This window comes from Streptomyces melanosporofaciens (genome assembly GCF_900105695.1).
GTDB lineage: Bacteria > Actinomycetota > Actinomycetes > Streptomycetales > Streptomycetaceae > Streptomyces > Streptomyces antimycoticus.
This window is the reverse complement of the sequence record NZ_FNST01000002.1, coordinates 1,171,981-1,195,441: the sequence shown is the minus strand read 5'-3', so window position 1 is coordinate 1,195,441 and position 23,461 is coordinate 1,171,981. Positions and strand designations below refer to the sequence as shown.

At 72.1% G+C, this 23,461-nt stretch carries 22 protein-coding genes; 10 read left to right on the top strand and 12 right to left on the bottom strand.

What is annotated here, in order from left to right:
- Positions 1–111 precede the first annotated feature (111 nt).
- Together BLV72_RS07970 and BLV72_RS07965 are read left to right on the top strand one after the other, a co-directional pair.
- Positions 112–822 (top strand): TetR/AcrR family transcriptional regulator, encoded by a 711-nt coding sequence (locus BLV72_RS07970; protein WP_093461218.1) that lies wholly within the window; start codon positions 112–114, stop codon positions 820–822.
- Positions 823–905: 83 nt separating this feature from the next.
- Entirely contained in the window at positions 906–1,415 is a 510-nt protein-coding gene (locus BLV72_RS07965; protein WP_059143215.1) for an inorganic diphosphatase, read from the top strand.
- Between the two features lie 52 nt (positions 1,416–1,467).
- On the opposite strand, the gene BLV72_RS07960 is transcribed toward BLV72_RS07965, so the two are convergent.
- Positions 1,468–3,261 carry an ABC transporter ATP-binding protein gene (locus BLV72_RS07960; RefSeq protein WP_425288508.1) on the bottom strand — a complete coding sequence of 598 codons (1,794 nt, stop codon included), beginning with the start codon at positions 3,259–3,261 and terminating at the stop codon, positions 1,468–1,470.
- A gap of 433 nt (positions 3,262–3,694) precedes the next feature.
- Here BLV72_RS07960 and BLV72_RS07955 point away from each other — a divergent pair, with 433 nt between their 5' ends.
- Positions 3,695–4,333 (top strand): LysE family translocator, encoded by a 639-nt coding sequence (locus BLV72_RS07955; protein ID WP_093461215.1) that lies wholly within the window; start codon positions 3,695–3,697, stop codon positions 4,331–4,333.
- Positions 4,334–4,418: 85 nt separating this feature from the next.
- Here the strand turns inward: BLV72_RS07955 and BLV72_RS07950 are convergent, their stop codons facing one another.
- Positions 4,419–4,757, bottom strand: a complete 339-nt coding sequence (locus BLV72_RS07950) for a nuclear transport factor 2 family protein (RefSeq protein ID WP_093461214.1) — start codon at positions 4,755–4,757, stop codon at positions 4,419–4,421.
- 385 nt (positions 4,758–5,142) lie between these two features.
- On the opposite strand from BLV72_RS07950, the gene BLV72_RS07945 reads away from it, so the two are divergent.
- The 3 genes from BLV72_RS07945 (at position 5,143) to BLV72_RS07935 (ending at position 8,804) form a co-directional block, all read left to right on the top strand.
- Entirely contained in the window at positions 5,143–6,363 is a 1,221-nt protein-coding gene (locus BLV72_RS07945; RefSeq protein ID WP_093461213.1) for an Ig-like domain-containing protein, read from the top strand.
- Between the two features lie 131 nt (positions 6,364–6,494).
- Positions 6,495–7,853 (top strand): hypothetical protein, encoded by a 1,359-nt coding sequence (locus BLV72_RS47250; RefSeq protein ID WP_093461212.1) that lies wholly within the window; start codon positions 6,495–6,497, stop codon positions 7,851–7,853.
- Between the two features lie 360 nt (positions 7,854–8,213).
- Positions 8,214–8,804, top strand: coding sequence for an Ig-like domain-containing protein (locus BLV72_RS07935; protein WP_093461210.1), 591 nt, complete (start codon positions 8,214–8,216; stop codon positions 8,802–8,804).
- 75 nt (positions 8,805–8,879) lie between these two features.
- On the opposite strand, the gene glnA is transcribed toward BLV72_RS07935, so the two are convergent.
- A complete protein-coding gene (gene glnA, locus BLV72_RS07930) occupies positions 8,880–10,289 on the bottom strand; it encodes a type I glutamate--ammonia ligase (RefSeq protein WP_093461209.1) in 1,410 nt (469 codons plus the stop codon).
- A 253-nt stretch (positions 10,290–10,542) separates the two neighbouring features.
- On the opposite strand from glnA, the gene BLV72_RS07925 reads away from it, so the two are divergent.
- On the top strand, positions 10,543–11,010 hold the full coding sequence (locus BLV72_RS07925) for an RDD family protein (protein ID WP_078641008.1): 468 nt from the start codon (positions 10,543–10,545) through the stop codon (positions 11,008–11,010).
- A gap of 107 nt (positions 11,011–11,117) precedes the next feature.
- Here the strand turns inward: BLV72_RS07925 and BLV72_RS07920 are convergent, their stop codons facing one another.
- From BLV72_RS07920 to lipB, 4 genes are all read right to left on the bottom strand, one after another.
- Positions 11,118–11,798, bottom strand: a complete 681-nt coding sequence (locus BLV72_RS07920; RefSeq protein WP_078641007.1) for a DUF4191 domain-containing protein — start codon at positions 11,796–11,798, stop codon at positions 11,118–11,120.
- 10 nt (positions 11,799–11,808) lie between these two features.
- The gene (locus BLV72_RS07915) at positions 11,809–12,006 is read right to left on the bottom strand and encodes an SCO2195 family GlnR-regulated protein (protein WP_014060111.1); all 198 of its coding nucleotides are present in this window, start codon (positions 12,004–12,006) and stop codon (positions 11,809–11,811) included.
- Between the two features lie 245 nt (positions 12,007–12,251).
- Positions 12,252–13,202 carry a lipoyl synthase gene (lipA, locus tag BLV72_RS07910; RefSeq protein WP_093461207.1) on the bottom strand — a complete coding sequence of 317 codons (951 nt, stop codon included), beginning with the start codon at positions 13,200–13,202 and terminating at the stop codon, positions 12,252–12,254.
- Positions 13,203–13,493: 291 nt separating this feature from the next.
- Positions 13,494–14,318 (bottom strand): lipoyl(octanoyl) transferase LipB, encoded by an 825-nt coding sequence (gene lipB, locus BLV72_RS07905; protein ID WP_208905581.1) that lies wholly within the window; start codon positions 14,316–14,318, stop codon positions 13,494–13,496.
- Between the two features lie 204 nt (positions 14,319–14,522).
- Between lipB and BLV72_RS07900 the strand changes: the two genes are divergently transcribed.
- Positions 14,523–16,184 (top strand): NsdA family TPR-like regulatory protein, encoded by a 1,662-nt coding sequence (locus BLV72_RS07900; RefSeq protein WP_093461205.1) that lies wholly within the window; start codon positions 14,523–14,525, stop codon positions 16,182–16,184.
- Positions 16,185–16,359: 175 nt separating this feature from the next.
- Here the strand turns inward: BLV72_RS07900 and BLV72_RS07895 are convergent, their stop codons facing one another.
- The 3 genes from BLV72_RS07895 to BLV72_RS07885 form a co-directional block, all read right to left on the bottom strand.
- On the bottom strand, positions 16,360–17,121 hold the full coding sequence (locus BLV72_RS07895; protein WP_093461204.1) for an ArsR/SmtB family transcription factor: 762 nt from the start codon (positions 17,119–17,121) through the stop codon (positions 16,360–16,362).
- Positions 17,122–17,547: 426 nt separating this feature from the next.
- Entirely contained in the window at positions 17,548–18,894 is a 1,347-nt protein-coding gene (locus BLV72_RS07890) for an NAD(P)/FAD-dependent oxidoreductase (RefSeq protein ID WP_093461202.1), read from the bottom strand.
- A 227-nt stretch (positions 18,895–19,121) separates the two neighbouring features.
- The gene (locus tag BLV72_RS07885) at positions 19,122–20,021 is read right to left on the bottom strand and encodes a TIGR01777 family oxidoreductase (protein ID WP_093461201.1); all 900 of its coding nucleotides are present in this window, start codon (positions 20,019–20,021) and stop codon (positions 19,122–19,124) included.
- Between the two features lie 149 nt (positions 20,022–20,170).
- On the opposite strand from BLV72_RS07885, the gene BLV72_RS07880 reads away from it, so the two are divergent.
- Complete coding sequence (locus BLV72_RS07880; protein WP_093461200.1) at positions 20,171–20,701, top strand: GNAT family N-acetyltransferase; 531 nt, start codon at positions 20,171–20,173, stop codon at positions 20,699–20,701.
- 25 nt (positions 20,702–20,726) lie between these two features.
- Here the strand turns inward: BLV72_RS07880 and BLV72_RS07875 are convergent, their stop codons facing one another.
- Complete coding sequence (locus BLV72_RS07875; protein WP_093470236.1) at positions 20,727–21,245, bottom strand: DUF4240 domain-containing protein; 519 nt, start codon at positions 21,243–21,245, stop codon at positions 20,727–20,729.
- A gap of 201 nt (positions 21,246–21,446) precedes the next feature.
- On the opposite strand from BLV72_RS07875, the gene BLV72_RS07870 reads away from it, so the two are divergent.
- Positions 21,447–22,373: an SDR family oxidoreductase gene (locus tag BLV72_RS07870; protein WP_093461199.1), complete on the top strand. Its 927-nt coding sequence runs from the start codon at positions 21,447–21,449 to the stop codon at positions 22,371–22,373.
- A gap of 63 nt (positions 22,374–22,436) precedes the next feature.
- Here BLV72_RS07870 and BLV72_RS07865 read toward each other — a convergent pair whose 3' ends face one another.
- Positions 22,437–23,402 (bottom strand): helix-turn-helix transcriptional regulator, encoded by a 966-nt coding sequence (locus BLV72_RS07865; protein ID WP_093461197.1) that lies wholly within the window; start codon positions 23,400–23,402, stop codon positions 22,437–22,439.
- Between the last annotated feature and the right edge of the window lie 59 nt (positions 23,403–23,461).

The window sequence follows — 23,461 nt, the reverse complement described above, 5'->3', positions numbered from 1 at the left end:
CGCTTTCCTGTGAGGAGTTCTCGTTGTTGTGAGAACTTCTAACCAAACAATGAACCTGTTACTCTCGAGGTGTCAAGTCCGACATCGATGACCCGTACGAGAGGCCCGTCCATGGCGACAGCACGGCGAGAGCGCTACCGCAAACAGACCCGGGAGGAGGCCAAGGCCGTGGCCCTGGCCCAGCTCTCCGAGTCGGGCACGGCCGGCATCTCGGTGAACGCGATCGCGAAGGCGATGGGCATGACCGGCCCCGCGCTCTACCGCTATTTCGCGAGCCGGGACGAGCTGCTGACCGAGCTGATCACGGACACCTACCGCGATCTGGCCGAAACCCTCGCCCGGGCCGTCGCCGACGCCACCCCCGCCGACCGCTTCCGCGCACTGGCCCTCGCCCTGCGCGACTGGGCGAAGCGGCAGCCCGACCGCTATCTGCTCATCTACGGCACTCCGGTGCCCGGTTACCACGCGCCGCCGGAGACCACCGAGATCGCGGCCGGGCTGATGCGGACCATCGTCGACGCCTGCGCCACCGTCGGCGGTGACGGTGCCGGTGCCGGTGGTGCCGGGGGGAGTGGCGCCGCCATGAGCGGCGGGCAGCCCCTCACCGAGCTCGAGGCCGCGCTGGCGCGCCATCTGGAGGGCGCGGGCCCCTGGGTGGCGGGGGAGGAGCCCGGCGGCGAGCTGAAGGGCCGTGCGCTGCGCACCTGGACCCGGCTCCACGGCGTGATCAGCCTTGATGTGCAAGGGCAGTTCACGGGCATGGGCTTCGACCCCTCGGTTCTCTTCGAGGCCGAGATCGACGCCCTTGTGCGAGGTGGCTGAGGTGCCCGGGTCCGAGCTGCCCGCCCTGCGGGCCGGGCGCACACTGGAAGGACAGCGGAGCGCACGGGTGACCGGAGGCCGCGATGGAGCACGGTGAGTTCGATGTGGTCGTGGAGATCCCGGAGGGGTCCCGCAACAAGTACGAGATGGACCATGACACCGGCCGGATCCGGCTGGACCGGATGCTCTTCACCTCGACGAAGTACCCGGCCGACTACGGCTTCGTCGACCTCACCCTCGGCCGGGACGGCGATCCGCTGGACGCCCTCGTCACCGTCGCCGAGCCGACCTTCCCCGGCTGTGTCATCCTCTGCCGCGCCATCGGCATGTACTGCATGCGCGACGAGCAGGGCCCGGACGAGAAGATCCTCTGCGTCCCGGCCCATGACCCGCGCTATGTCGGCGTCCAGGACATCGAGGACGTCCCCGAATTCGACCGGCGGGAGATCACCCACTTCTTCGAGGTCTACAAGGACCTCGAGCCCGGCAAGTCCGTCGAGGGCTCCCACTGGGAGGGCCGTGACCGGGCCTACGCCGAAATAGCCGCCTCCCGCGTCCGCGCCGCCGAAACCGGCTGGTTCCCGAGCCCCTGACCAGGACCAGGACCAGGGCCAGGGCCAAGGGGGCCCCGCGCGGCGCCTGCGTTCAGGGCGTCTCCCCGCGTGGCGCCGGCACCCCCCGGTCGTTCTGCAGCTCCCACAACTCCCGGAACAGCCCGCGGCACGCCGTCAGCTCCGCGAACGTGCCCTGCTGGATCACCCGCCCCCGCTCCAGCACGACGATCCGGTCCGCCACGGCGACGTTCGCCAGCCGGTGCGTGACCAGGACGACGGCGCGGTCCTCCGCCATCCGCCGCAGCCCCGCGAAGATCCGGTGCTCGGCACGGGCGTCCAGCGCGCTGGTGGGCTCGTCCATCACCAGCAGCCCGGCGGGCCGGTGGAACGCGCGGGCCAGCGCGATGCGCTGCCACTGCCCGCCGGACAGCTCCACCCCGCCCCACCACTGCCGGGCGAGCAGGGTGTCCAGCCCGCTGCGCAGCCCGTCCACCACCTCATGCGCCCCGGAGTGGACCGCCGCCTCCCGGACCGCCTCGTCCCCGCCGTGCGGCTGGCCCAGGGTGATGTTGTCGCGGGCGGACAGCGGCCAGTGCGCGTAGTCCTGCGGCACGACCGCCGTATGCCGCCACATCGCCTGCGGATCCAGCTCCGCCACGTCCACGCCGTCCCAGGTCACCGTGCCCCTGGTGGGCAGATAGAGCCCGGTCAGCAGCTTGCTCAGGGTGGTCTTGCCCGAGCCGTTCTCCCCGACCAGCGCGAGCACCTCGCCCCGCCGCACCTCGAGCGTGACATCGTCCAGGGCCGGGGCGTCGGACTCCGGATAGGCGTACGTCAGCCCCTCCGCCCTGATCGCCCGCGGCGCCGCCGGGACCCGGGCGCCGCGCCGCATCCGGTGCCCGCCCGCCTCCTCGATGAACTCCGCCCAGTCGTCCAGATACAGCCCCGTACGGAACAGCCGGGTCCCGTAGCCGACCATCCCCTGCAGCGAGGCGCCCACCGTCCGCAGCGCGAACACCGCCGTACCCGCCGACGCCACCGACATCTGCCCCGCGCCCAGCAGCAGCGCCAGCGACACCCAGACCAGCCCGGACGCCAGCCCTCCCGCCACCGCCCCCAGCACCGCGTACCGCGCGCCCCGGTGGACCGCCGTGTCGGTGGCCGCGTCCACCCGCGCCCCGATGGCCCGGTACCGCTTCAGCAGAAACTCCGCCATAGTGCCGGAACGGAGCTGATCGGCGATGTCCTTGTCCACCATGTACCAGCGCAGCAGCCCGAGCGTGCGCCGGTCGGCGCCCATCGCACGACTGGTCTCGTAGTGCACCCGGGCCGCCTTCATCCCCGCGATCCCCTGCGGCAGCGCGGTGAGCAGCAACAGCGGCAGCAGCGCCGGATGGAGCACGGTGACCACGCCCGCCGCCGCGACCAGCGACGAGAGACACGCCATGAGCTGCTGCGACTCGGTGATCAGATCCTGCGCCACCTCGGCGCCCCGGTCCGCGGCGTCCCACTTGTCGTTGAACCCGGGGTTGTCGTACGCCGCCAGCTCGGCGTTGATCGCCGCGTCCAGCATCTGCGTCTCGGCCTCCCGGGAGATACGCGGGGACAGCCGGCTGGAGATGTTGTTGACCGCGATCCCCAGCAGCGCCCGCAGCCCGGCCGCCCCCGCCAGCACCGCGATCGAGGGCAGCGCGTCCCGGAGCCGGTCGGTGATGTGGCCGGAGGAGATGAGCGCCGTGATCGTGCCCGTGGTGGCCAGCAGCCCGAACGCCTCGAAGAAGCCCGACAGTGCCTGGCACACCAGCAGCGCCACCACGGCCGTCCGGTCCACTTTCCAGGCCAACGCCATGGACCGGCGGACCAGTTGGGGCAGTCTGCGGGCCATGGCCCGGGTGGTGATGGGGTTCTTCTCCAAGGCGGTCAGCGCGGGCGGCCGGAACCGTAACTCCTCGCTGGGCCGCTCGGCCGGTTGTTCCGGCGGTTGTTCCGACAGCTGTTCCGACGGTTGCTTCTGTTCCGACGGTTGCTTCTGCTTCGACGGTTGCCTCGATGGCTGTTCCGGTGGTTGTTCCGCCTGCTCCGTGGTTCGGGACGTCACAAATCCCCCTGAGGGTGTGCTTTCCGTTCGGTATGCCTCAGATTGCCGCAGACCGAGACCCGGACGCCCGTGGTTTACGGCGAGGTCCACCGATCGTCAGCGGGCCCCCTGACCTCAGGCGGGCCGCTCACCACACGCGGCCTCAGACGACCCCAGCCGACCTCGGACGACCGGAAAAACGGCTGGAGCCGCGCCCCGTTCGCGTGCTTCGATGCGCCCCATGGTGTCCATCGACCGGCTGCTCGCCTTCGCGGCCATGTCTCTTCTGCTGATCGTGATCCCCGGCCCCAGCGTGCTCTTCGTGGTCGGCCGGGCACTGTCCCAGGGTCGCCGCGCGGCGCTGACCACGGTCATCGGCAATACGCTCGGGGCGTATGTGCTGGTCATGGCCGTGGCGCTGGGCGTCGGATCCGTGGTGGAGCGCTCGGCCGTCGTCTTCACCGCGCTGAAGCTGGTGGGCGCCGCGTATCTGGTCCATCTGGGCGTCAAGGCGGTACGACAGCGCCGCTCGCTGCAGGCCGCCTTCACCGGCGACGGTCCCGCCCACGGGGGCCTGCGCACGCTATGGGAGGGGTTCGCGGTCGGTGTGGCCAACCCCAAGACGATGGTGTTCTTCGCCGCCGTACTGCCCCAGTTCGCCGACCGCGACCAGGGGCATGTCACCCTTCAGATGCTGCTCCTCGGCCTGATCTTCAACGCCATCGCGCTGGTCTCCGACAGCGTCTGGGGCCTGGCCGCGGCCACCGCCCGCACCTGGTTCGCCCGCTCCCCACGACGCCTCGCCCTGGTCGGCGGCGTCGGCGGACTCTCCATGATCGGCCTCGGCGTCACCGTCGCCGCGACCGGCCGCACGGACTAGCCGCGCACGGACTCCTCCGTCGCCCGGCGGCGGATCGACCCGATGCGCCGCTTCCGCGCCGAGTACCAGCAGACGGGACGGCTGGTCAGACCTTGCCGCCGAAGAAGACCTGCACCTCCCGGATGAGTCCGTCCCTAACGGTGATCGCCTCGACGTTGTGGTGCTTCTCGCCCGTCGTGAGCTCGTACTGGTAATAGGCGAAGACGAGTTCGTCGTCCGCGGGGGTGATGTGCAGCAACCGCTGCTCCTTCAGCCGGCCGGCAGTCGGGAAACACCGCTCGAAGAACGCTGCCTTGTCGATGTGATCGTCCTGCGGACTGGTGAAGGTGAAGTCATCGGCGTAGAGGGGGAAGGCCGCGTCGCGGTCCTGCGCCATGTAGTACTGAAACGCCGCTTCGACGACGCCTGCCGGACTGTTGGCCATTTCGGGCTCCCTGGGTCGGACCGCCGACTCTGTCCCGCCACCGTATAGCCCCGTTTCGCAGGCTCCGGCGCCCCGCGTGCGCGGGAAGTCGGGGAGATGGGACGCGCGCCGTGCGCGGGGTGGGTGGTGCGCCGGGGGAGCCGCCGGGCGCTGGGCTGTATGGGGTAATTCGGGGTGGATCTCTGGCGTTGGCGGTGTGTCGCGCGCCTACTGGTGCTACAGACCGGTGGGTTTCCCATCTGCCGGGGGACGGCGACGCGGGGGATCTCCCCGTATGGATCGCCGTGAGTGTGCACCCCCTAGCCTCCGATGCGCCGCCCCGCGCGCTCGCAGTCGTGCGTGGCGAGTAACGGCCCACCATTCCACCCCCTTTGGAGGGCCCGTCATGGCTTCACCCACTGTCACCCTGGTCACGGCATCACCCAACCCCGCCGTCTTGGGGCAGTCGGTCACGCTCACCGCCACGGTCATACCGCTCGGCGCCGGAACCCCCACGGGCACCGTCACCTTCGTGGTCAGCGGTGGCCCGCCCCTGACCGGGACGCTGTCGGGCGGGACCGCCTCGGTCACCGCGAGCGGTCTGAGCGGCGGCACTCATATCGTCACCGCCACCTACAACGGCGAAGCCAACTTCACCGCGTCCACCGGCACCACGGCCGCCCTGGTGATCCCGGCGTCGACGACGACCACGGTGACCTCGGCCCCGGATCCCTCGACGCTGGGGCAGTCGGTGACGTTCACCGCCACGGTCACCCCGGTCGCGCCCGGCGCCGGGACCCCGGCCGGCACGGTCACCTTCATCATCGGCGGCAGCGGCGGCGGTACGTTCACCCAGCCGCTGTCCGGCGGCATGGCCACGCTCAGCCTCGGCACCCTGGGTGTCGGCACCCATGCCGTGGTGGTCATCTACAGCGGCAGTACGGACTTCCTGCCGTCCACCGGCATCGACACCCACACCGTGAACCCCGGGCCCGCGGCGACGACCACCACGCTGACGTCCTCCGTGAATCCGTCCGTCTTCGGGCAGCCGGTCACGTACACCGCCACGGTCACCCCGAACCCGCCCGCGACCGGCACCCCGACCGGAACGGTCACCTTCACGATCACCGACCCCGACGGGATCACATCCACCCAACCGCTGGTGGGCGGCACGGCGACGTTCACCACCAGCGGCCCGGGCACCGGGTCGCACACCGTGACCGCCACCTACAACGGTGACACCAACTTCGCCCCGTCGACGTCGGCGCCGCTCACGCAGGTGGTGAGCTTCGCGAACTCCAGGACCTCGATCAGCTCCAACCCCAACCCGTCCGAGGCGGGCGCCCTCGTCGACTTCGTCGCCTTCGTGGAAGCCATCCCGCCCGGCGACGGCACTCCGACGGGCCCGGTCAGCTTCACCCTCAGCAACGGTGTGGACACGATCACCAGCAATCCCACCCTGGACACCAATGGATTCGCCTTCTTCGAGGTGGCGCTGCCGGCAGGCGACTGGGAGGTCGAAGCCGTCTACGAGGGGGACGCCAATTTCGGCGCCTCCGGCGTCTCCGAGTACATCCAGGTCGTCACGGAGCCGGACAGCGGCACAGTGACCACCACCACGAGCTGATCCCACAGCACTGGGCCCCGCCACCGCCGAAAGGGGGCAGTGGCGGGGTCCAGCCACGCACATCGGACGTCGGCCCGCGCAGAAAAATCGGATCCACGCATAGCTGAGCCTTATGCGGGTAAATGCGAGGTGTGTCCATCAAGACGCCGCGATGGGGCACGCTGCTGCTGGCCGTCCTCGTCGCTCTGACGGCGGTGTTGCTCACCGCCGGGGGCGCCCGTGCCGAAACGGATGTCAACAAGATCGGCAAGGCGCTGCGGAACAGCCCCGTATACGTCGATCCCGGCGCCTCCGACGCACTGAGCGCCGGACAGGCGCGCCGCCTGGTGGCACATATCCGCGACGCGGGCGTGCCCGTCTACGTCGCCGTCCTGCCGGACAATCCCGCGTACGGGGGCGAGCGAGTCTTCGGGCGGCTGCGGGCCGCCGTCGACCGTCCCGGCATCTACGCGGTGGCGCTCGGCTCCTCCTTCGGCGCGGCCTCCGACACCTCGGTGCTGCCGGGACGCACCTCGCAGGCGCTGGCGGAGCAGAACCTGCGGCAGCACCCGCGCGACCTCGCGGCGGTGCTGGACGGCTTCGTGACCGACGCGGCCAAGGCGACCCACGACCGGGGCGGCCAGGGAACCGGCGGCGACCAGGGCGCGCGGGACTCCACCGGAATGTCGGTGGGGGACACGGTGGTGGTGCTGATCATTCTGGCCGCCGTCGGCGGAGGCGGTCTCTACATGCTGCGGCGCACCCGCAAGCAGCGCCGCGAGCGTGAGCGGGCCGAGCTGGAGCAGGTGCGCGGCGCGGTCGAGGAGGACATCACCGCGTACGGCGAGAAGCTCGGCCGGACCGGCTTCGACCCGGCCGACCCGGCGTCCACCCCCGAGATGGCGGACGACTACGGCCGCGCCCTGGACGCCTACGAGGAGGCGAAGGCCAAGTCGGCCGCGGCCCGGCGCCCCGCGGACGTACGACCGGTGACCGAGGCGCTGGAGGAGGGCCGCTTCGCGCTGGCGGTGCTCGATGCCCGCCGCGAGGGTGGGCCGCTGCCCGAGCGCCGCCCGCCGTGCTTCTTCGACCCGCGCCACGGCCCCTCGGTCCGGGACGTCCAGTGGGCGCCCTCGGGCGGCAGCCGGCGCTCCGTGCCCGCCTGCGCCGCGGACGCCACCCGCATCGACGACGGCCTCGATCCGGACTCCCGCACCGTCCCGGTCGGCGGCGACCGGCGACGCCCGTACTGGGAGGCCGGTCCGGCCTACGGGCCCTGGGCCAGCGGGTACTTCGGCGGATACGGCTCGATGCTGCTGCCCGGGCTGCTGATCGGCACGCTGCTGGGCGGGTCCCTCGACCCCGGCTACGACACCGGCGACTTCGGCGGTGGTTTCGGCGACGGCGGAGGCGACGGTGACGCCGGGGGCGGCGACTTCGGCGGTGGTTTCGGCGACGGCGGTGGCTTCGGAGATGGCGGTGGCTTCGGGGGCGACTTCGGCGGTGGCTGACCCCGGCCCTCCGCGCCCGCGGCAGGCCCCCGGCACACGCATGTGCGCGGTGCGTACGCGGTGCCCCGACCACACGGAACGCGCGCCGCACGAGGCGGATGGTGTGCGCGGCGAAGGCCGTCGAGCGCTGCGCTATCCGGGGTAATTAGGCGGCAACTCTATGGCGGTGGCGGCGAGTCGCGCGCCTACTGGTGCTACAGACCGGTGGGTTCCACATCTGCCGGGGGACGGTGACGCGGGGATCTCCCCGCGGGAATCGCCGTAAGTGCGCACCCCCTTGCCTCCGATGCACCGCCGCGCCGTGTTCCCGCATGCGTGGCGAGCAACGGCCCACCACCCCACACCACTTGGAGGGCCACCATGGCTACGCCCACGATCACCCTGGTCACGGTCTCACCCCAACCCGCGTCGTCCGGACAGTCGGTCACGCTCACCGCCACCGTCATCCCGCTCGGCGTGGGAACTCCCACCGGCGACGTCACCTTCGTCGTCACCGGTGGTCCCACCGTGACCGGGACGCTGTCGGGCGGGACCACCTCGGTCACCGTCCCCAGCCTGAGCGTCGGCGCCCACGCCGTCCTCGCCAACTACAACGGTGACGCCAACTTCTCCCCGTCCACCGGCGCCAACGTCATCCTCGTCGTCCAGTCGGCGACCACCACCACGGTGTCCTCGGCGCCGGACCCGTCGACACAGGGCGCCACGGTGACGTTCACCGCCACCGTCACCCCGGTCGCGCCCGGCACGGGTGTCCCGACCGGGACGGTCACCTTCATCATCGGTGCTCCCGGCGGCGGGGCGTTCGTCCAGCCGCTGTCGGGGGGCGTCGTCACGCTGTCCCTCAACACCCTGGGCGTCGGCACCCACCCCGTGGTCGCCCTCTACAACGGCGACACCGGCTTCCTGCCGTCCTCCGGCACCGACACCCAGACGGTCAACGCCGCCGCGTGACCCCTCCGCACAAACGCCGAGCCCCCGCCCCGCCCATCGGGGCGGCGGCGGGGGCCCGGCCGGAGCCGGTACGGATCACACGTCGAAGTAGAGCTCGAACTCGTGCGGGTGCGGACGCAGCTGCAGCGGCGCGATCTCGTTGGTGCGCTTGTAGTCGATCCAGGTCTCGATCAGGTCGGAGGTGAAGACCCCGCCCTGGAGGAGGAACTCGTGGTCGGCCTCGAGGGAGTCGAGGACGGCCGGGAGGGAGGTCGGGACCTGCGGGACGCCCGCGTGCTCCTCGGGGGCGAGCTCGTAGAGGTCCTTGTCGATCGGCTCGGCCGGCTCGATCTTGTTCTTGATGCCGTCCAGACCCGCGAGGAGCAGGGCGGAGAAGGCCAGGTACGGGTTGCCGGAGGAGTCCGGGGCGCGGAACTCGACGCGCTTGGCCTTCGGGTTGGAGCCGGTGATCGGGATACGCATCGCGGCGGAGCGGTTGCGCTGCGAGTACACCAGGTTGACCGGCGCCTCGAAGCCCGGGACCAGGCGGTGGTAGGAGTTCACAGTCGGGTTGGTGAAGGCCAGCAGCGACGGGGCGTGCCGGAGGATGCCGCCGATGTAGTAGCGGGCGGTGTCCGACAGGCCCGCGTAGCCCTGCTCGTCGTAGAAGAGCGGGGAGCCGCCCTGCCACAGCGACTGGTGGACGTGCATGCCCGAGCCGTTGTCACCGAAGATCGGCTTCGGCATGAAGGTCGCGGTCTTGCCGTTCTGCCACGCCACGTTCTTGACGATGTACTTGAACAGCATCAGGTCGTCGGCCGCGGCCAGCAGCGTGTTGAACTTGTAGTTGATCTCGGCCTGGCCGGCGGTGCCCACCTCGTGGTGCTGGCGCTCGACCTGGAGGCCGGCCTTGTTCAGCTCGAGGCTGATCTCGGCGCGCAGGTCGGCGAAGTGGTCGACCGGCGGGGTCGGGAAGTAGCCGCCCTTGTAGCGGACCTTGTAGCCACGGTTGTCCTGAAGCGCGCCGGTGTTCCAGGCGCCCGCCTCGGAGTCGATGTGGTAGAAGGCCTCGTTCGCCTTGGTCTCGAAGCGCACGCTGTCGAAGACGTAGAACTCGGCCTCCGGGCCGAAGTACGCGGTGTCCGCGATGCCGGTGGAGGCGAGGTACGCCTCGGCCTTCCGGGCGATGTTCCGCGGGTCGCGGCTGTACTGCTCACCCGTGATCGGGTCGTGGATGAAGAAGTTGATGTTGAGGGTCTTGTCCCGGCGGAACGGGTCGACACGCGCCGTGGAGAGGTCCGCGCGCAGGGCCATGTCCGACTCGTGGATGGCCTGGAAGCCGCGGATCGACGAGCCGTCGAAGGCCAGCTCCTCGTTCGGGTCGAACGCCTCCGCCGGTACGGTGAAGTGCTGCATGACGCCGGGAAGGTCGCAGAAGCGGACGTCGACGAACTTGACGTCCTCGTCCGAGATGTACTTCCGAGCGTCGTCGGCGTTCTGGAACATCCAACTCCTCCTAGCCCGGCCGCGGTGGGACGGGGATTTGTCCGGTCGCGCGGTCCATGTGCGGTGGCGCGCTGTCGCCGACCATAGGCAGACGGGATTTCCCGGGCATGACCCATTTGTTTCACCCAGGTTAACCGGCCCGAGGGGGTTACGGGGACCTCGTGGCCTCGGAAAAGGCACCGGACGGCCTGCCCGGGGCCGGCGGGCGGGGGCCAGGCCCGGAGAACGTATGCGGTCGCAGTAACGTAGACGGGTGGACAAGAGGCAAGCAATCGGATCGTGGCTTTCCGGGCCCCGCGCGGCAGCCGAGGACATGGGCGTCGACTTCGGCTACCGGGGCCAGGGGCTCGGGCTCCCCGAGAGCGGACCGGGCGCCATAGCGCCGCTGGGCCGCCGTTTCGGGGCGCTTTTCATCGACTGGGCCCTGTGCCTGCTGGTCTCCTACGCCCTGCTGTCCGGCCGCGACGCCCAGGCCGCCGGGAACTGGGCGCTGCTGGTCTTCCTGGTGCTGAGCCTGGTCACGGTGGGCACCGTCGGCGCCACCCCCGGCAAGTTGCTGCTGAAGCTTCGGGTCATCGGCGAGGGCGGGGTGCGGCTGAGCCTGCCGAAGGCCGTGTTGCGCAGCGTGCTGGTGGTGCTGGTCATTCCGGCGGTGGTCTGGGACCGCGACACCCGCGGCCTGCACGACCGGCTCTCCCGCGCGGTGCAGATCAGGGTCTGAGCCCCGGCATCACACCCGTACGGATTGCGTACAACGGCGTTACGTACGAAACGGCGGCCCGGACGTCCGGGCCGCCGTTTCGTATCCGTTTCGGTGCGGGGAAGCGCTCAGCGCCCCTTCGGCATCCGCATCCCCTTGGGCATCGGACCCTTCGGGATCGGCATGTTGCTCATCAGGTCGCCCAGTGCGCGCAGGCGGTCGTTGACCACCGTGACCTGTGCGCCCGGCAGCACCCGCGGAAGCTTCAGCAGCGTGGTGCGGAGCTTCTTGATCTCGACCTGGCCCTCGCCGGAGCCCACGATCACATCGTGGACCGGTACCTCCGCGACGATGCGCGCCATCTTCTTCTTCTCGGCGGCCAGCATGCCCTTGAGCCGGTTCGGGTTGCCCTCGGCGACCAGCACGACGCCCGCCTTGCCCACCGCGCGGTGGATGACGTCCTGGTTCCGGTTCATGGCCACCGCGGGGGTCACCGACCAGCCGCGGCCCACGTTCTCCAGCACCGCGGCTGCCGCGCCCGGCTGGCCCTCCATCTGTCCGAAGGCGGCCCGCTCGGCCCGGCGGCCGAAAATGATCGCCATCGCGAGGAACGCCAGGACGAAGCCCAGGATGCCAGCGAAGATCGGGTGGCCGATCAGGAAGCCGATCGCGAGAAGGACACCGAAGGTGACAATCCCCACGCCGGCGACGACAAGAGTGACCTTCGGGTCGACCCGTTTGGTCATCTTGTAGGTCAGGGCGATCTGCTTCAGCCGCCCGGGGTTCTCGGATGTTTCCTTCCTCGCCATACAGCGAAGTTTACGTGGCCTGGGAGGTACTGGTGGACACGGCCTCCAGCACGTGTTCGGCCTCGTCCCGGTCCTTGGCCCGACGGCGGTCCTCGAGCACGGCCGTCCAGGCGTTGCGGCGGGCGGTGCGCTGCCCGCCCCGCAGCAGCAGACCCTCCAGGACGAGGAGCGCGTCGGTGACGGACGGGCGTACGGGCGCAGCCGGCATGGATACCCCTCGGAAGCGGCGGATGATCGCTACGCACAACGTATAAGCAGTGCGTGGCTCAATCGTTACCCAATGGTGTTACCAGTGCGTGACTGGCCGGTCAAACACCGATGAAGCCCTGCTGCGGCCCGTATCCCGCCCCTGACCTGCGGCGTTCTCAAAGCCTTCGGATATGTGTGTGCTCGCAATCACACAGCGTGTTGCTCACCCGGCCGATCGGAGCACGGTCCGTGACGGAGGGTGACTCAGACCGCCGGGGAGGCCGCGGCGACATTGCGCCGCTCGATGGCCTGCTGGTACAGACGGCCGGCCCGGTACGAGGAGCGGACCAGCGGGCCGGACATGACGCCCGCGTAGCCGATCTCCTCGGCCTCCTCCTGGAGCTCCACGAACTCCTGGGGCTTGACCCAGCGCTCCACCGGATGGTGCCGGGCGGACGGCCGCAGGTACTGGGTGATGGTGATCAGCTCACAGCCCGCGTCGTAGAGGTCCTGCAGCGCCTGGCTGATCTCCTCGCGCTCCTCGCCCATGCCCAGGATCAGGTTGGACTTGGTGACCAGGCCCGCCTCGCGCGCCTTGGTGATCACCTCGAGCGAGCGCTCGTAGCGGAAGCCGGGACGGATGCGCTTGAAGATCCGCGGCACCGTCTCGACGTTGTGCGCGAGCACCTCGGGGCGGGACGAGAAGACCTCGGCGAGCTGCTCGGGGACCGCGTTGAAGTCCGGGATCAGCAGCTCCACACCGGTGTCCGGCATCAGGGAGTGGATCTGGCGGACGGTCTCCGCGTAGAGCCACGCGCCGCCGTCCTCCAGGTCGTCACGGGCCACACCGGTGATGGTCGCGTACTTCAGCTCCATCGTGCGTACGGATTCGGCCACCCGGCGCGGCTCGTCGCGGTCCAGCTCCTGCGGCTTGCCGGTGTCGATCTGGCAGAAGTCGCAGCGCCGGGTGCACTGGTCGCCGCCGATGAGGAACGTCGCCTCGCGGTCCTCCCAGCACTCATAGATGTTCGGACAGCCCGCCTCCTGGCACACGGTGTGCAGGCCCTCGCGCTTCACCAGGCCGTGCAGTTCGGTGTACTCGGGGCCCATTTTCGCCCGGGTCTTGATCCACTCGGGCTTGCGCTCGATGGGGGTCTGGCTGTTCCGGACCTCCAGGCGCAGCATCTTGCGTCCGTCGGGTGCGACTGCGGACACGTCCGGCACTCCTCTTTGCTTGGCTCTGCTTGGCGGCTCGGCGTGGCGAGTTTGCCGGCGGGCTTTCGAATCGTCGGCGGTCACCAGAGTACGCCCGTGGTTCGTACGCATTTACGTCCAGGGCAACCGATAGGGGCGAGGGCGCATTCCCGGACGGGCCGGACCCGGAAGGGCCGCGATGCCGGGGCGCCGGACCGGGAAGGGGCGCACTTCCGGAGCGCCGGACCCGGAAGGGCCGGGCCGGTGGGCCCCGACGGTGGGGCCCGGCGGGTGGGCCCCGGCCCGGGAGGGTCAGATCGCCCGCGGCAGCGGGACGGAGGACTCCAGGACGTCCCGCAGATGCCGCTCGACGACCGGCAGCACCTCGGAGATCGGCACATCCCGGCCCAACTCCTCCGAGAGCGAGGTCACACCCGCGTCCCGGATACCGCACGGCACGATCCGGTCGAACCAGGTGTTGTCCGGATTGCAGTTGAGCGAGAAGCCGTGCATCGTCACGCCCTTGGCGATCCGCACCCCGATGGCGGCCAGCTTGCGGTCCTCACGGCGCTGCCCGGCGTTGGACGGGGCGTACTCCGGCCCGTTCAGCCGCGCGTCGAACTCCTCGTCCTCCAGCCGCGGGTCGAAGTCCAGCTTCAGCCCGCCGAGCGCGGCGCGCTGGTCCACCGGGTCGCCCAGCACCCACACCCCGCTGCGGCCCTCCACCCGGGTCGTCTCCACGCCGAACTCCGCGCAGGTGCGCAGCAGCGCCTCCTCCAGGCGGCGGACATGCGCGATGACGTCCACCGGGCGCGGCAGCTTGAGGATCGGATAGCCGACGAGCTGACCCGGGCCATGCCAGGTGATCTTGCCGCCGCGGTCCACGTCCACCACCGGGGTGCCGTCCAGGGGGCGCTCGCTGTCGGCCGTGCGCCGACCCGCCGTGTAGACCGGGGGGTGCTCCAGCATGAGGCAGGTGTCGGGGATCTCGTCCGCGAAGCGGGCGGCGTGCACCCGGCGCTGCTCCTGCCACGCCTCCTCGTAGTCCACGGCGTCCGCGCCGAAGCCCAGGTGGACGTAGCGCAGTGCCGGTGAACCGGGGACCGACCCCGGCGAAGCAGTGGTCACGGCGGTCACGGCAAGCTCCTTCTCGGCCCACGTGCGATTGGGGGCGGAGCCTCGCGGCGGCGCCCCCGCCACTGTACGACCGTGTCCCCTTACGTCCTCACCCGGCCCGTTCTCACACGATCGGATGAATGCCGCCCGACGGCCGCGATCAGCCCTCTAGCGGCAGTTACATTCGCGCCGTTCCACAGAGCGATCAGGGAGACCGGCAAGCTGATGACGGAACGACCCCCACAGCGCATTCCCAATCGTCAGCTCGCCGCGCTCATCGCCGAGGCTGGCTTCTCCAACGCTGGGCTCGCCCGGCGGGTGGACCAGCTCGGGCTGGAGCACGGTCTGGACTTGCGGTACGACAAGACATCGGTGACGCGGTGGCTGCGCGGACAACAGCCACGCGGCACCACCCCGGCGCTGATCGCCGAGGTGTTCACCCGGCGGTTAGGGCGTCGGCTGACCGCCCAGGACCTGGGCCTGGACGCCTGTGCGCCCGTCTACGCGGGGCTGGAGTTCGCCGCCACCCCGCAGGAGGCGGTGGACATCGTCAGCGGGCTGTGGCGGAAGGACTCCGGAAGCCATGCGGAGCTGCGGAAGATCGCGTTCACCCCGGCGGGACTGGTCGTCCCGAGCCGTGACTGGCTGATCGGGCGGCCCGACGACCGGGTGGCGCGCGGTGAGCCACCGGCGGGCGGCGTCCCGGCGGGGGCGGCCGTGGGAGCCGGGACGGGGCCCGGGGCGGGGGCCGGTACCGGGGCCGGGGCCGCGGCCGGGCGGCTGCCCGCGCAGGGCGGCCGGGCTGGGGGCCCGGCCGGGGCGGCCGGGGTGGCACCGGGGCGTACGGCCATCCAGGGCGCGCACGGCCCTCAGGGCGCGCAGGGCGCCCACGTCGCCCACGGCGCTCATGGTGCTCACGGCGCCCAGGGGCGGGCGCCGCTGCCCCGCCAGCGCCGGCACGACCGCGACCGGCGCGCACCGGGCTACCGGGTGACCTCCGGCGACATCGCGGCCCTGCGCTCGGTCGGCGAGCTGTTCGCGGCGCTCGACCAGACGTACGGCGGCGGCCACGCCCGCCAGGCCCTGGTGCGCTATCTCGAGCACGAGGGCGAGCCGATGCTGCGCGGCTCGTACAACGAGGCGACCGGGCGGCGGCTGTTCGGCGCGGTCGCCGATCTGACCCGGCTGGCCGGATGGACCTCGTTCGACATCGCCGCCCACGGTCTGGCGCAGCGCTACTTCGTCCAGGCGCTACGGCTGGCGCAGGCGGCCGGGGACCGCACGTACGGCAGCTATGTGCTGGTGACGATGAGCCGCCAGGCCGTCTATCTCGGCCATGGGCGGGAGGCCGTGCAGCTGGCCCGGGTGGCCCAGCAGGGGGTCGGCGGCGGCGCCCCGCCGGTGCTGCAGTCGCTGCTGCACGCGATCGAGGCGCGCGGCCATGGTGTCCTGGGCGAGGTGCGCGCGTGCACCGCCTCGCTCGCCCGTGCCGAGCGGGCGCTGGAGGCGGCCCGGCCGGGGGACGAGGTGCCGTACTGGGCGCGGCTCTTCGACGAGGCGCAGCTTGCCGACGAGTTCGGCCACTGCCACCGCGATCTGCAGCAGTACCGGGCCGCCGCCCAGCACGCGGAGCGCTCCCTGCAGCTCCACGGCGCCGGTTTCGCGCGCAGCCGGCTGTTCTGCCGGGTGGTGCTGGCGAGCGCGCGACTGGGCCTCGGCGAGCTGGAACAGGCGTGCCAGCTGGCGGCGGAGGCGGCCCAGCAGGCTTCGGAGATGCGGTCGGTGCGGGCGGTGGAGTACGTACGGGACTTCGAACGCCGCCTGGAGCCCTACCGAGACGCGGCCCCGGCCCGGGGCTACCGGGAACGGGTGGCGGCGCTGGGGTAGGGGCGGGAGGGGTGCGGGGCGCGGGGCGGAGTGTGTTCAGGCGCCCAGGACGCTGCTCGGGGCGGACGGGCCAGAGGGGCCCAGGACGGGCGCCCGGGGCGTACGGGGTCACGTCCCCGACGTGTGCCCCGGGCCGGGTGCGCCCGGGTTGGGCGTGGTCAGGGCACCGGGTGGGTCAGGCGTCCACGACGATGCCGAAGGTGCGCTCCAGGCCGGTGCGGCCCCCGTCGGTCAGGTGGATCACGCGGCGGCGGCTGCCATGGCGGATCCAGTCCAGCGCGAACAGCCGGTCCGTCAGGGCGGCCCCCAGCGCCCCGGCCAGATGGTGGCGCTGTTCGGTCCAGTCCACGCAGTAGCGGATCAGCGGGCGGCGCGCGGGGAGCCCGTCCGCGTCCACGCCGAACGCCGCCAGCTCCGCGCGCCCCGGGTCCGTCAGCCGGTAGGTGGTGTCGTTGCCCGGGGCGGAGAGCCGGTCGCTCTCCGTCGCCTCGAGGTGGAAGCGTCCGTCGCCGCCTTCCAGGACCCCGCGTTCCAGCAGCGCCGCCATCAGGGCCACTCCGAGGGCGCCCGCGACATGGTCGTAGCAGGTACGCGCCCGGCGCAGGGCGTGTGCGTGGGTGCTCTGGCGCAGCGAGGTGACCGGCAGCGGCGGGGCGATCCGGGCCAGCGCCTCTAGGGCCTCGCCGACGGCGGGGCCGGTCAACCGGTAGTAGCGGTGCCGCCCGTGCGGCTCGACCCGCACCACCCCGGCCTCCAGCAGCTTGGCCAGATGCCCGCTCACCGTGGAGGCGCTGACCCCGGCCTCGGTGGCCAGCACGCTCGCGGGCAGGGCACGGCCCTCCAACAGCGCTTGCAGAACGCGGGCGCGAGACGGGTCGGCGATCGCGGCGGCCGCGCGGGCGATGTCGGCGTCACGGGCATCCGTGGTGGTGGCCATGCGTCCAGCCTAGGTCGGGGTCGCTTCGGCGACGGACGAAGCGTGGGCGGGCGCCCGCGCGAAGCTCGGCGACACGGCCCGTAGCACGGCCTCGCGCTGCTGCGCGCTTCGGGCTGGAGGCCGCCTCGCCGTACGAGCCTCCGGCCGCAGGCCGTGTGCTGCGGCGTGCGCATGCGCACGCGCTCGGGCGGGACCGGACGTCGTCCGATGCGGTGCGCGGCCCCCGTTCCGCGCGCGCCTGGGCGCGCCATGCTTCGGTCTGGGCCGAAGGGATCAGGGGCGAGGGCGGAGGCATGAGGACGTACCGCTCCACGCACCGCACCTCGGAATCCTCGGCTCCGCCCGTGGCGGCCGCCGTGCGGCGGGTGCCGTTGCTCGCCATCTGCCTCGGGTACTTCCTGGTCATCACGACGCGCATGCCGCCGCTCAGGCCGCCGCCGCGGGGAGGGGGCCGGTGCCCGCGTTGCGGGCGTTCGTGTCGGAGCCGGCGTCCGGTGGGGCGCCGAAGTCGCTGAGGACCGCTCGGGCCGCCCGGCGGCCGGAGGCCAGGGCGCCTTGCACCGTGCTGGAGTCCCGGTGGTCGCCGCAGACGTACAGGCCCGACAGCAGCCGCACCGGGCGGCGCGGGTCGTGTGGGGCGGGCATGGCCGGGACCGCGTACGGGTCGTGGTGCGTGGCCAGCAGTTCCCAGCCCGCCGTCGACGTGCCGTACACCGCCGCCAGTTGGGCCCTGACGGCCCCGTCGAGCTCGGTGGCGGGCAGGGCGGCGGAGGCGCCCAGCACCGTGGAGGTGATCAGCACCCGGCCGGGCGGGGTGCGGGAGGGGTCGACCTCGCTGGCCACCATGGTGTGGGCGACCGGGCCCCGGCCGCCCGTGGCGAGTATCAGCGCGGGCTCGCGCAGCGGCGGCCGGTCGGCGGTGTGGTGCATCACGGTCACCGGGTGGAAGGCCGGTACCCGCAGCCCGGGCAGGAGTTCGGCCGCGTCATGCGCACCGGTGGCCACCAGCACCGCACGGCAGCCGATCTCGCCGTGTTCGGCGGTGGCGACGGCGGTGGTGGAGGCCGATACGGCCCGGACGCCCGTACGGACCGTCCCCGGCGGCAGCGCGGCCGCGAGCAGCTCGGGGACGGTGGACGCGCCGCCCGCCGGAAGGCAGAGGCGGCCGCGTGCGTAGCCGCGCAGCGCGAGGTCGGCGCAGCGGCTGGAGGTGGTGAGGTCCGGGTCGCTCAGCAGCGAGACGAGCAGCGGACGCAGCACTCCCTCGACCGTACGAGCAGGTAGGCCCCGCCCCCCCAGGGTCTCGGAGACCGGCCGGTCGGGGCGGGCGAGCAGGCGGTCCGCGGGCAGGGCGGCGAGCCTGCCGAGCGCGGCACCGAGTCGGGCCTGGTCGAGCCCGCTGCCGAGCGGCGCGCGGGCGGCGTTGGCGAGGGCGCGTGCCGAGGTGAATGCGCCCCTCATGCTCCGGGGGGTGTCCACCCGGTGCGTACGCCCCTCGTTGTGGACCAGCACCCCCTGGGCGAAGGGGCGCAGGGCGAGGGCGCCGAGCCCCGGAGTGCGCCGCAGCTCCGGGAAGGAGGTGTTCATCAGGTGACCGGTACGGTCCAGCCGGAAGCCGTCGACGCTGTCGGTCGTCATCCGTCCGCCCACGTGGGGCGCGGCCTCGAGTACCGTGACCGCCACTCCCGCGTCGGTCAGCCGATGAGCTGCGGCCAGCCCCGCGAGCCCGGCGCCGACGATGACGACATCCGTGCGGTGCGCGCGCTTGAGCACGTGTCCTCCCCGAGGTCGGTGCGTCCGTCACAGGGGCTGCTGCCCCGGCCGGCGGCCCGGATACGTGGGTCCCGCGTGACGGCTCGCGAGACGGTCTTGACAGTACGGACAAAAACGGTCGATGCCAGACGCGCATCGACCGGGCACGGGCGCACACCGGTCGCACACGTCATCGAGTGATGCGCGACCGGGGGAGTGCGAGGGGCGCCAAGGGGGCGCCAACCCTCCTACGGCAGCGCCGCCTTGATGGCCTCGTCCACATGCGGGTGGGTGAAGGTGAAGCCGGAGTCCAGAAGGCGGCGGGGGATGGCCCGGACGCTGCCGAGGACGTCGCCGGACATCTCGCCCAGGGCGATCCGCAGCGCGGGGGCGGGGACCGTGAGGAGCGTGGGGCGGCGCAGCACGCGGCCCATGGCCGCCGTGATCTCGCGGTTGGTGACCGGCGCCGGCGCGGTGAGGTTGACCGGGCCGGTGAGCTCGGGCGTGTCGAGGATGTGGCGCAGCGCGGCGACATGGTCCCGCAGCGAGATAAAGCTCCAGTACTGCCGACCGCTGCCCATCCGCCCGCCGAGGCCCAGCTTGAACAACGGGAAGAGCCGCCCCCACGCCCCGCCCTCGGAGGAGATCACCAGCCCGGTCCGGGTGAAGACCGTACGGACGCCCGCCTCCTGCGCCGCGGCCGCCGCCGCCTCCCAGTCCTGGCAGAGATCCGGAAGAAAACCGTGGCCGGGGGGCGCACTCTCGTCGACCGCGCGCTCCCCGGTGTCACCGTAGAACCCGACCGCGCTTCCGCTCACCAGCACCCGTGGCGGGGTGTCCAGCGAGGCGATCGCCTCGGCGAGGGCGGCGGTGCCCAGCACCCGGCTGTCCCGGATCTCCTTCTTGTACGCGTCGGTCCAGCGCCGGTCGCCGACGCCCGCGCCCGCGAGATGGACCACGGCCTCACAGCCCATCAGCCCCTTGGTGTCCACCCACTCCCGCTTCGGGTCCCACTCCACCTCGTCCTGCGCACGCGGCGGACGCCGCACCAGGCGCACCACCTGGTGGCCGTCCTCGTGCAGCGAGCGGACGAGTGCCGTGCCGATGAGCCCTGAGGAGCCGGTGACCGCGATACGCATGGCCCCCATCCTGCCCTCGATCACGGGAGGGATGTCGGACAACAGGCGGGCGTGGCACAGTGACTCGCATGTCCCAGCCCTCCGGCCCGCCTCGGCCTTCCGGCTTGCCTCAGGGGTCCGGCCCGCCCCAGTCTTCCGGTCTGCCCCAGCCTTCCGGCTTGCCTCAGGCCTCCGGCCGCGCCCAGGCGTCCCAGCGGCCCGAGCTGATCATCCGGCCCGCCGTGCTCGACGACGAGACGGCGCTGGCCGAGCTGGACCGCCGCACCTGGTCGGTGCTGCATTCCGTACAGCCGAAGCCGCAGCCGCCGTACGACCCCTTCTTCACCCAGCACAACCGCGTCGAGCACATCCTCGTGGCCGAGCTCGGCGGATGCCCCGTCGGCTATATACGGCTCGTGCCGTCGACCCCGCTGGCCTGCAACGCGCATGTCCGCCAGATCCAGGGGCTCGCGGTGGACGAGCAGGCGCGGGGCAAGGGCGTGGCGCGGGCGTTGCTCGGCGCCGCGCAGGAGGAGGCGCGGCGGCAGGGCGCGACCCGCATCACGCTGCGGGTGCTGGGCCACAACACCCCGGCGCGGCGGCTGTACGCGTCGGAGGGGTTCGCGGTGGAAGGAGTGCTGCCGGGGGAGTTCCTGCTGGCGGGGGAGTACGTGGACGATGTGCTGATGGGATGCTCACTGGACCGCTGAGGTGCTGGGGAGGCGCTGGTGAGGATCAGCCCCTGAAGCGCTCCCACAGCCGGGGATACCGCGCCGCCAGCACCGCCTCGTTCTCGAAGTCCAGGGGCTCCCCGATCGGTTCCCGGGGCGCGGGGGAGATCCCCAGCTCCGGCAGGGGCGCCCCGGTCAGCCGCTCGTACGCCTCGTCCGCCGCGTACCCCAGGTCCTCGCAGTCGCCGTCCACCTGCTCATCGAAGTCCTCGAGCAGCTCGGCGAGCGCGTCCGGATCGTGCAGCGCGCCCTCGAAGATCTCCCGGCCCTGGCCGATCAGCCAGAAGCGGAACGCCTCGAAGGCGTCGTCGCTGACCCCGCCGAGCAGCACCCAGGCGGCGCCCCACACATCCCAGCGGTACGCCCGGTTGGAGCGGGCCTCGAAGTGCCGGGCGAAGTCCAGCACCGCGTCGGGGTCGAGTTGTGACAGCTGGTCGACGAGCAGGTCGGACTGGTCCTCGGGGTCGCCGTCCGCGACCTCCCGAGCGCTGTCGACCAGCCCCCAGAACTCCGTTTCGTCCATCATCACGGGACCTCGTCCATCATCACGGGACCAGGATCGGCCCTCCGGCGCACCCCCGCACGCGGAACGCGCCGGATGCGGCCGCCTCGTCATACCCGACAGCAGGTGTCGGATTTCCCTGCCAAGGTCGACGTGGGTCGACCCGGATCAACCCGGGGTTGACCCAGGTCACCCACAGGGGCATCCGCACCGAGAGGACGTATGGACGTGAGTACACAGGGCGCACTGGCGGGCAGGGTCGCGCTCGTCGCGGGGGCGACGCGCGGCGCGGGCCGGGCGATGGCCGTCGAACTGGGGGCGGCCGGGGCCACCGTCTACGCGACGGGCCGCACCACACGGGAGAGCGTCAGCGAGGTGGGGCGGGCCACGGAGACCATCGAGGAGACGGCGGAGCTGATCACGGCCGCGGGCGGCACGGGCATCGCGGTGCCGACCGACCATCTGGAGCCCGAGCAGGTCCGGGCGCTGGTGGAGCGGATCGACCGCGAGCAGGGCCGGCTGGACGTCCTGGTCAACGACGTATGGGGCGGTGAGGCGCTGATCGAGTTCGGCAAGAAGAGCTGGGAGACGAATCTCGCGGGCGGGCTGCGGATGCTCCGGCTCGGCGTCGAGACCCACCTCATCACCAGCTACTACGCGCTGCCGCTGCTGATCCGGCACCCGGGCGGGCTGGTGGTCGAGGTGACCGACGGCAACGAGGAGTTCAACAAGACCTACCGCGAGAACCTCTTCTACGACCTCGCCAAGAACGCCCCGATCCGCACGGCCTTCGGGCTGGCGGAGGAGCTGAAGGAGTTCGACGGCACGGCGGTGAGCGTCTCGCCGGGCTTTCTGCGCTCCGAGCAGATGCTGGACCACTTCGGGGTGACGGAGGAGAACTGGCGCGACGCGGTGGAGAAGGAGCCGCACTTCGCCATCGCCGAGTCGCCGTACTTCGTCGGACGGGCGGTCGCCGCGCTCGCCGCCGACCCACACCGGGCGCGCTGGACCGGGAAGTCCGTCTTCAGCGGGGAGCTGGCCAAGGTCTACGGCTTCACCGATCGGGACGGCTCGCGGCCGGATGCCCTCGGCTACTTCCGGGACGTCGTCTTCGGAGGCAAGGCGGGCACGGCCGCCGACTACCGATAGAGCGTGGAGCCTTGCCGGGGCCGGGGCCGGGGCCGGGGTCGGGGTCGGGGTCGGGCCCGGCGGTCACCGGTACAACTCCGCCGTGCGGCGCGCCGCCTCGGCGAAGAGCGCCCGCAGCTCCGGCGGCCCCAGCACCTCCGCCTCCGGGCCGAGCCCGAGCAGCTGGGCGAGGGCGACCTCGTACGACTCGACGGGCAGGGTGACGGTGAGCCGCCCCTGCCCGTCGGGCTCCCCGGCCTCGCGTACGGCCTCCTCGGCCGCCGTCCGGTCCGTGACATGCGGCAGCGCCCGGGCACCGGCCGGGGTCAGCCGTACGACGGCCTTCTCCCGCAGGATCGAGCGGGCGAACTGATCGGCCCGCTCTCCCCAGAAGCCGGGCAGGTCGAAGTCCTCGTCCCGGGTGAAGTGGGTGCCGTCCGGTTCGACGGCCGTGAAGCGATCCACCCGGTACACCCGGAAGCCGCCCTCCGCGCGGGCCGCGAGGTACCAGACGCCCGCCTTGAGCACGAGCCCGTACGGTTCGAGCTCCCGCCGGACCTCCGCGTCCCGGCGCCGGTAGCGCACGGTGATCCGCAGATCGTCCCAGACCGCGTCGGCGATCCTCGGCAGCAGCTCCGGTGCCTCCGGCTCCCGCCACCAGCCCGGGGCGTCGAGATGGAACCGCTGGGCCACCGTGTGCGAGGCGTCCCGCAGCTCCGGGAGCAGCGCGGCGGACACCTTCAGCCGGGCGGCGGAGGCGGCGTCCGCGAGCCCCATCTCGCGCAGCGCGGAGGGGACGCCGGACAGGAACAGCGCCTCGGCCTCGGTCCGCCCGAGGCCGGTCAGCCGGGTGCGGTAGCCGCCGATGAGCCGGTAGCCCCCGGCCCGGCCCCGGTCCGCGTAGACCGGGATCCCCGCCTCGGAGAGCGCGGCGGCGTCCCGGGTCACGGTGCGCTCCGAGACCTCCAGCTCCCGCGCCAGCTCGGCCCCCGTGATCGAGGGCCGAGCCTGGAGCAGAAGCACCATCTTGATGAGCCGGGCAGCACGCACGAACTCATGATGCCGTGCTCTCGGGCGAGCGGCGGCTCGGAGGCGGAGCGGGCTATGGG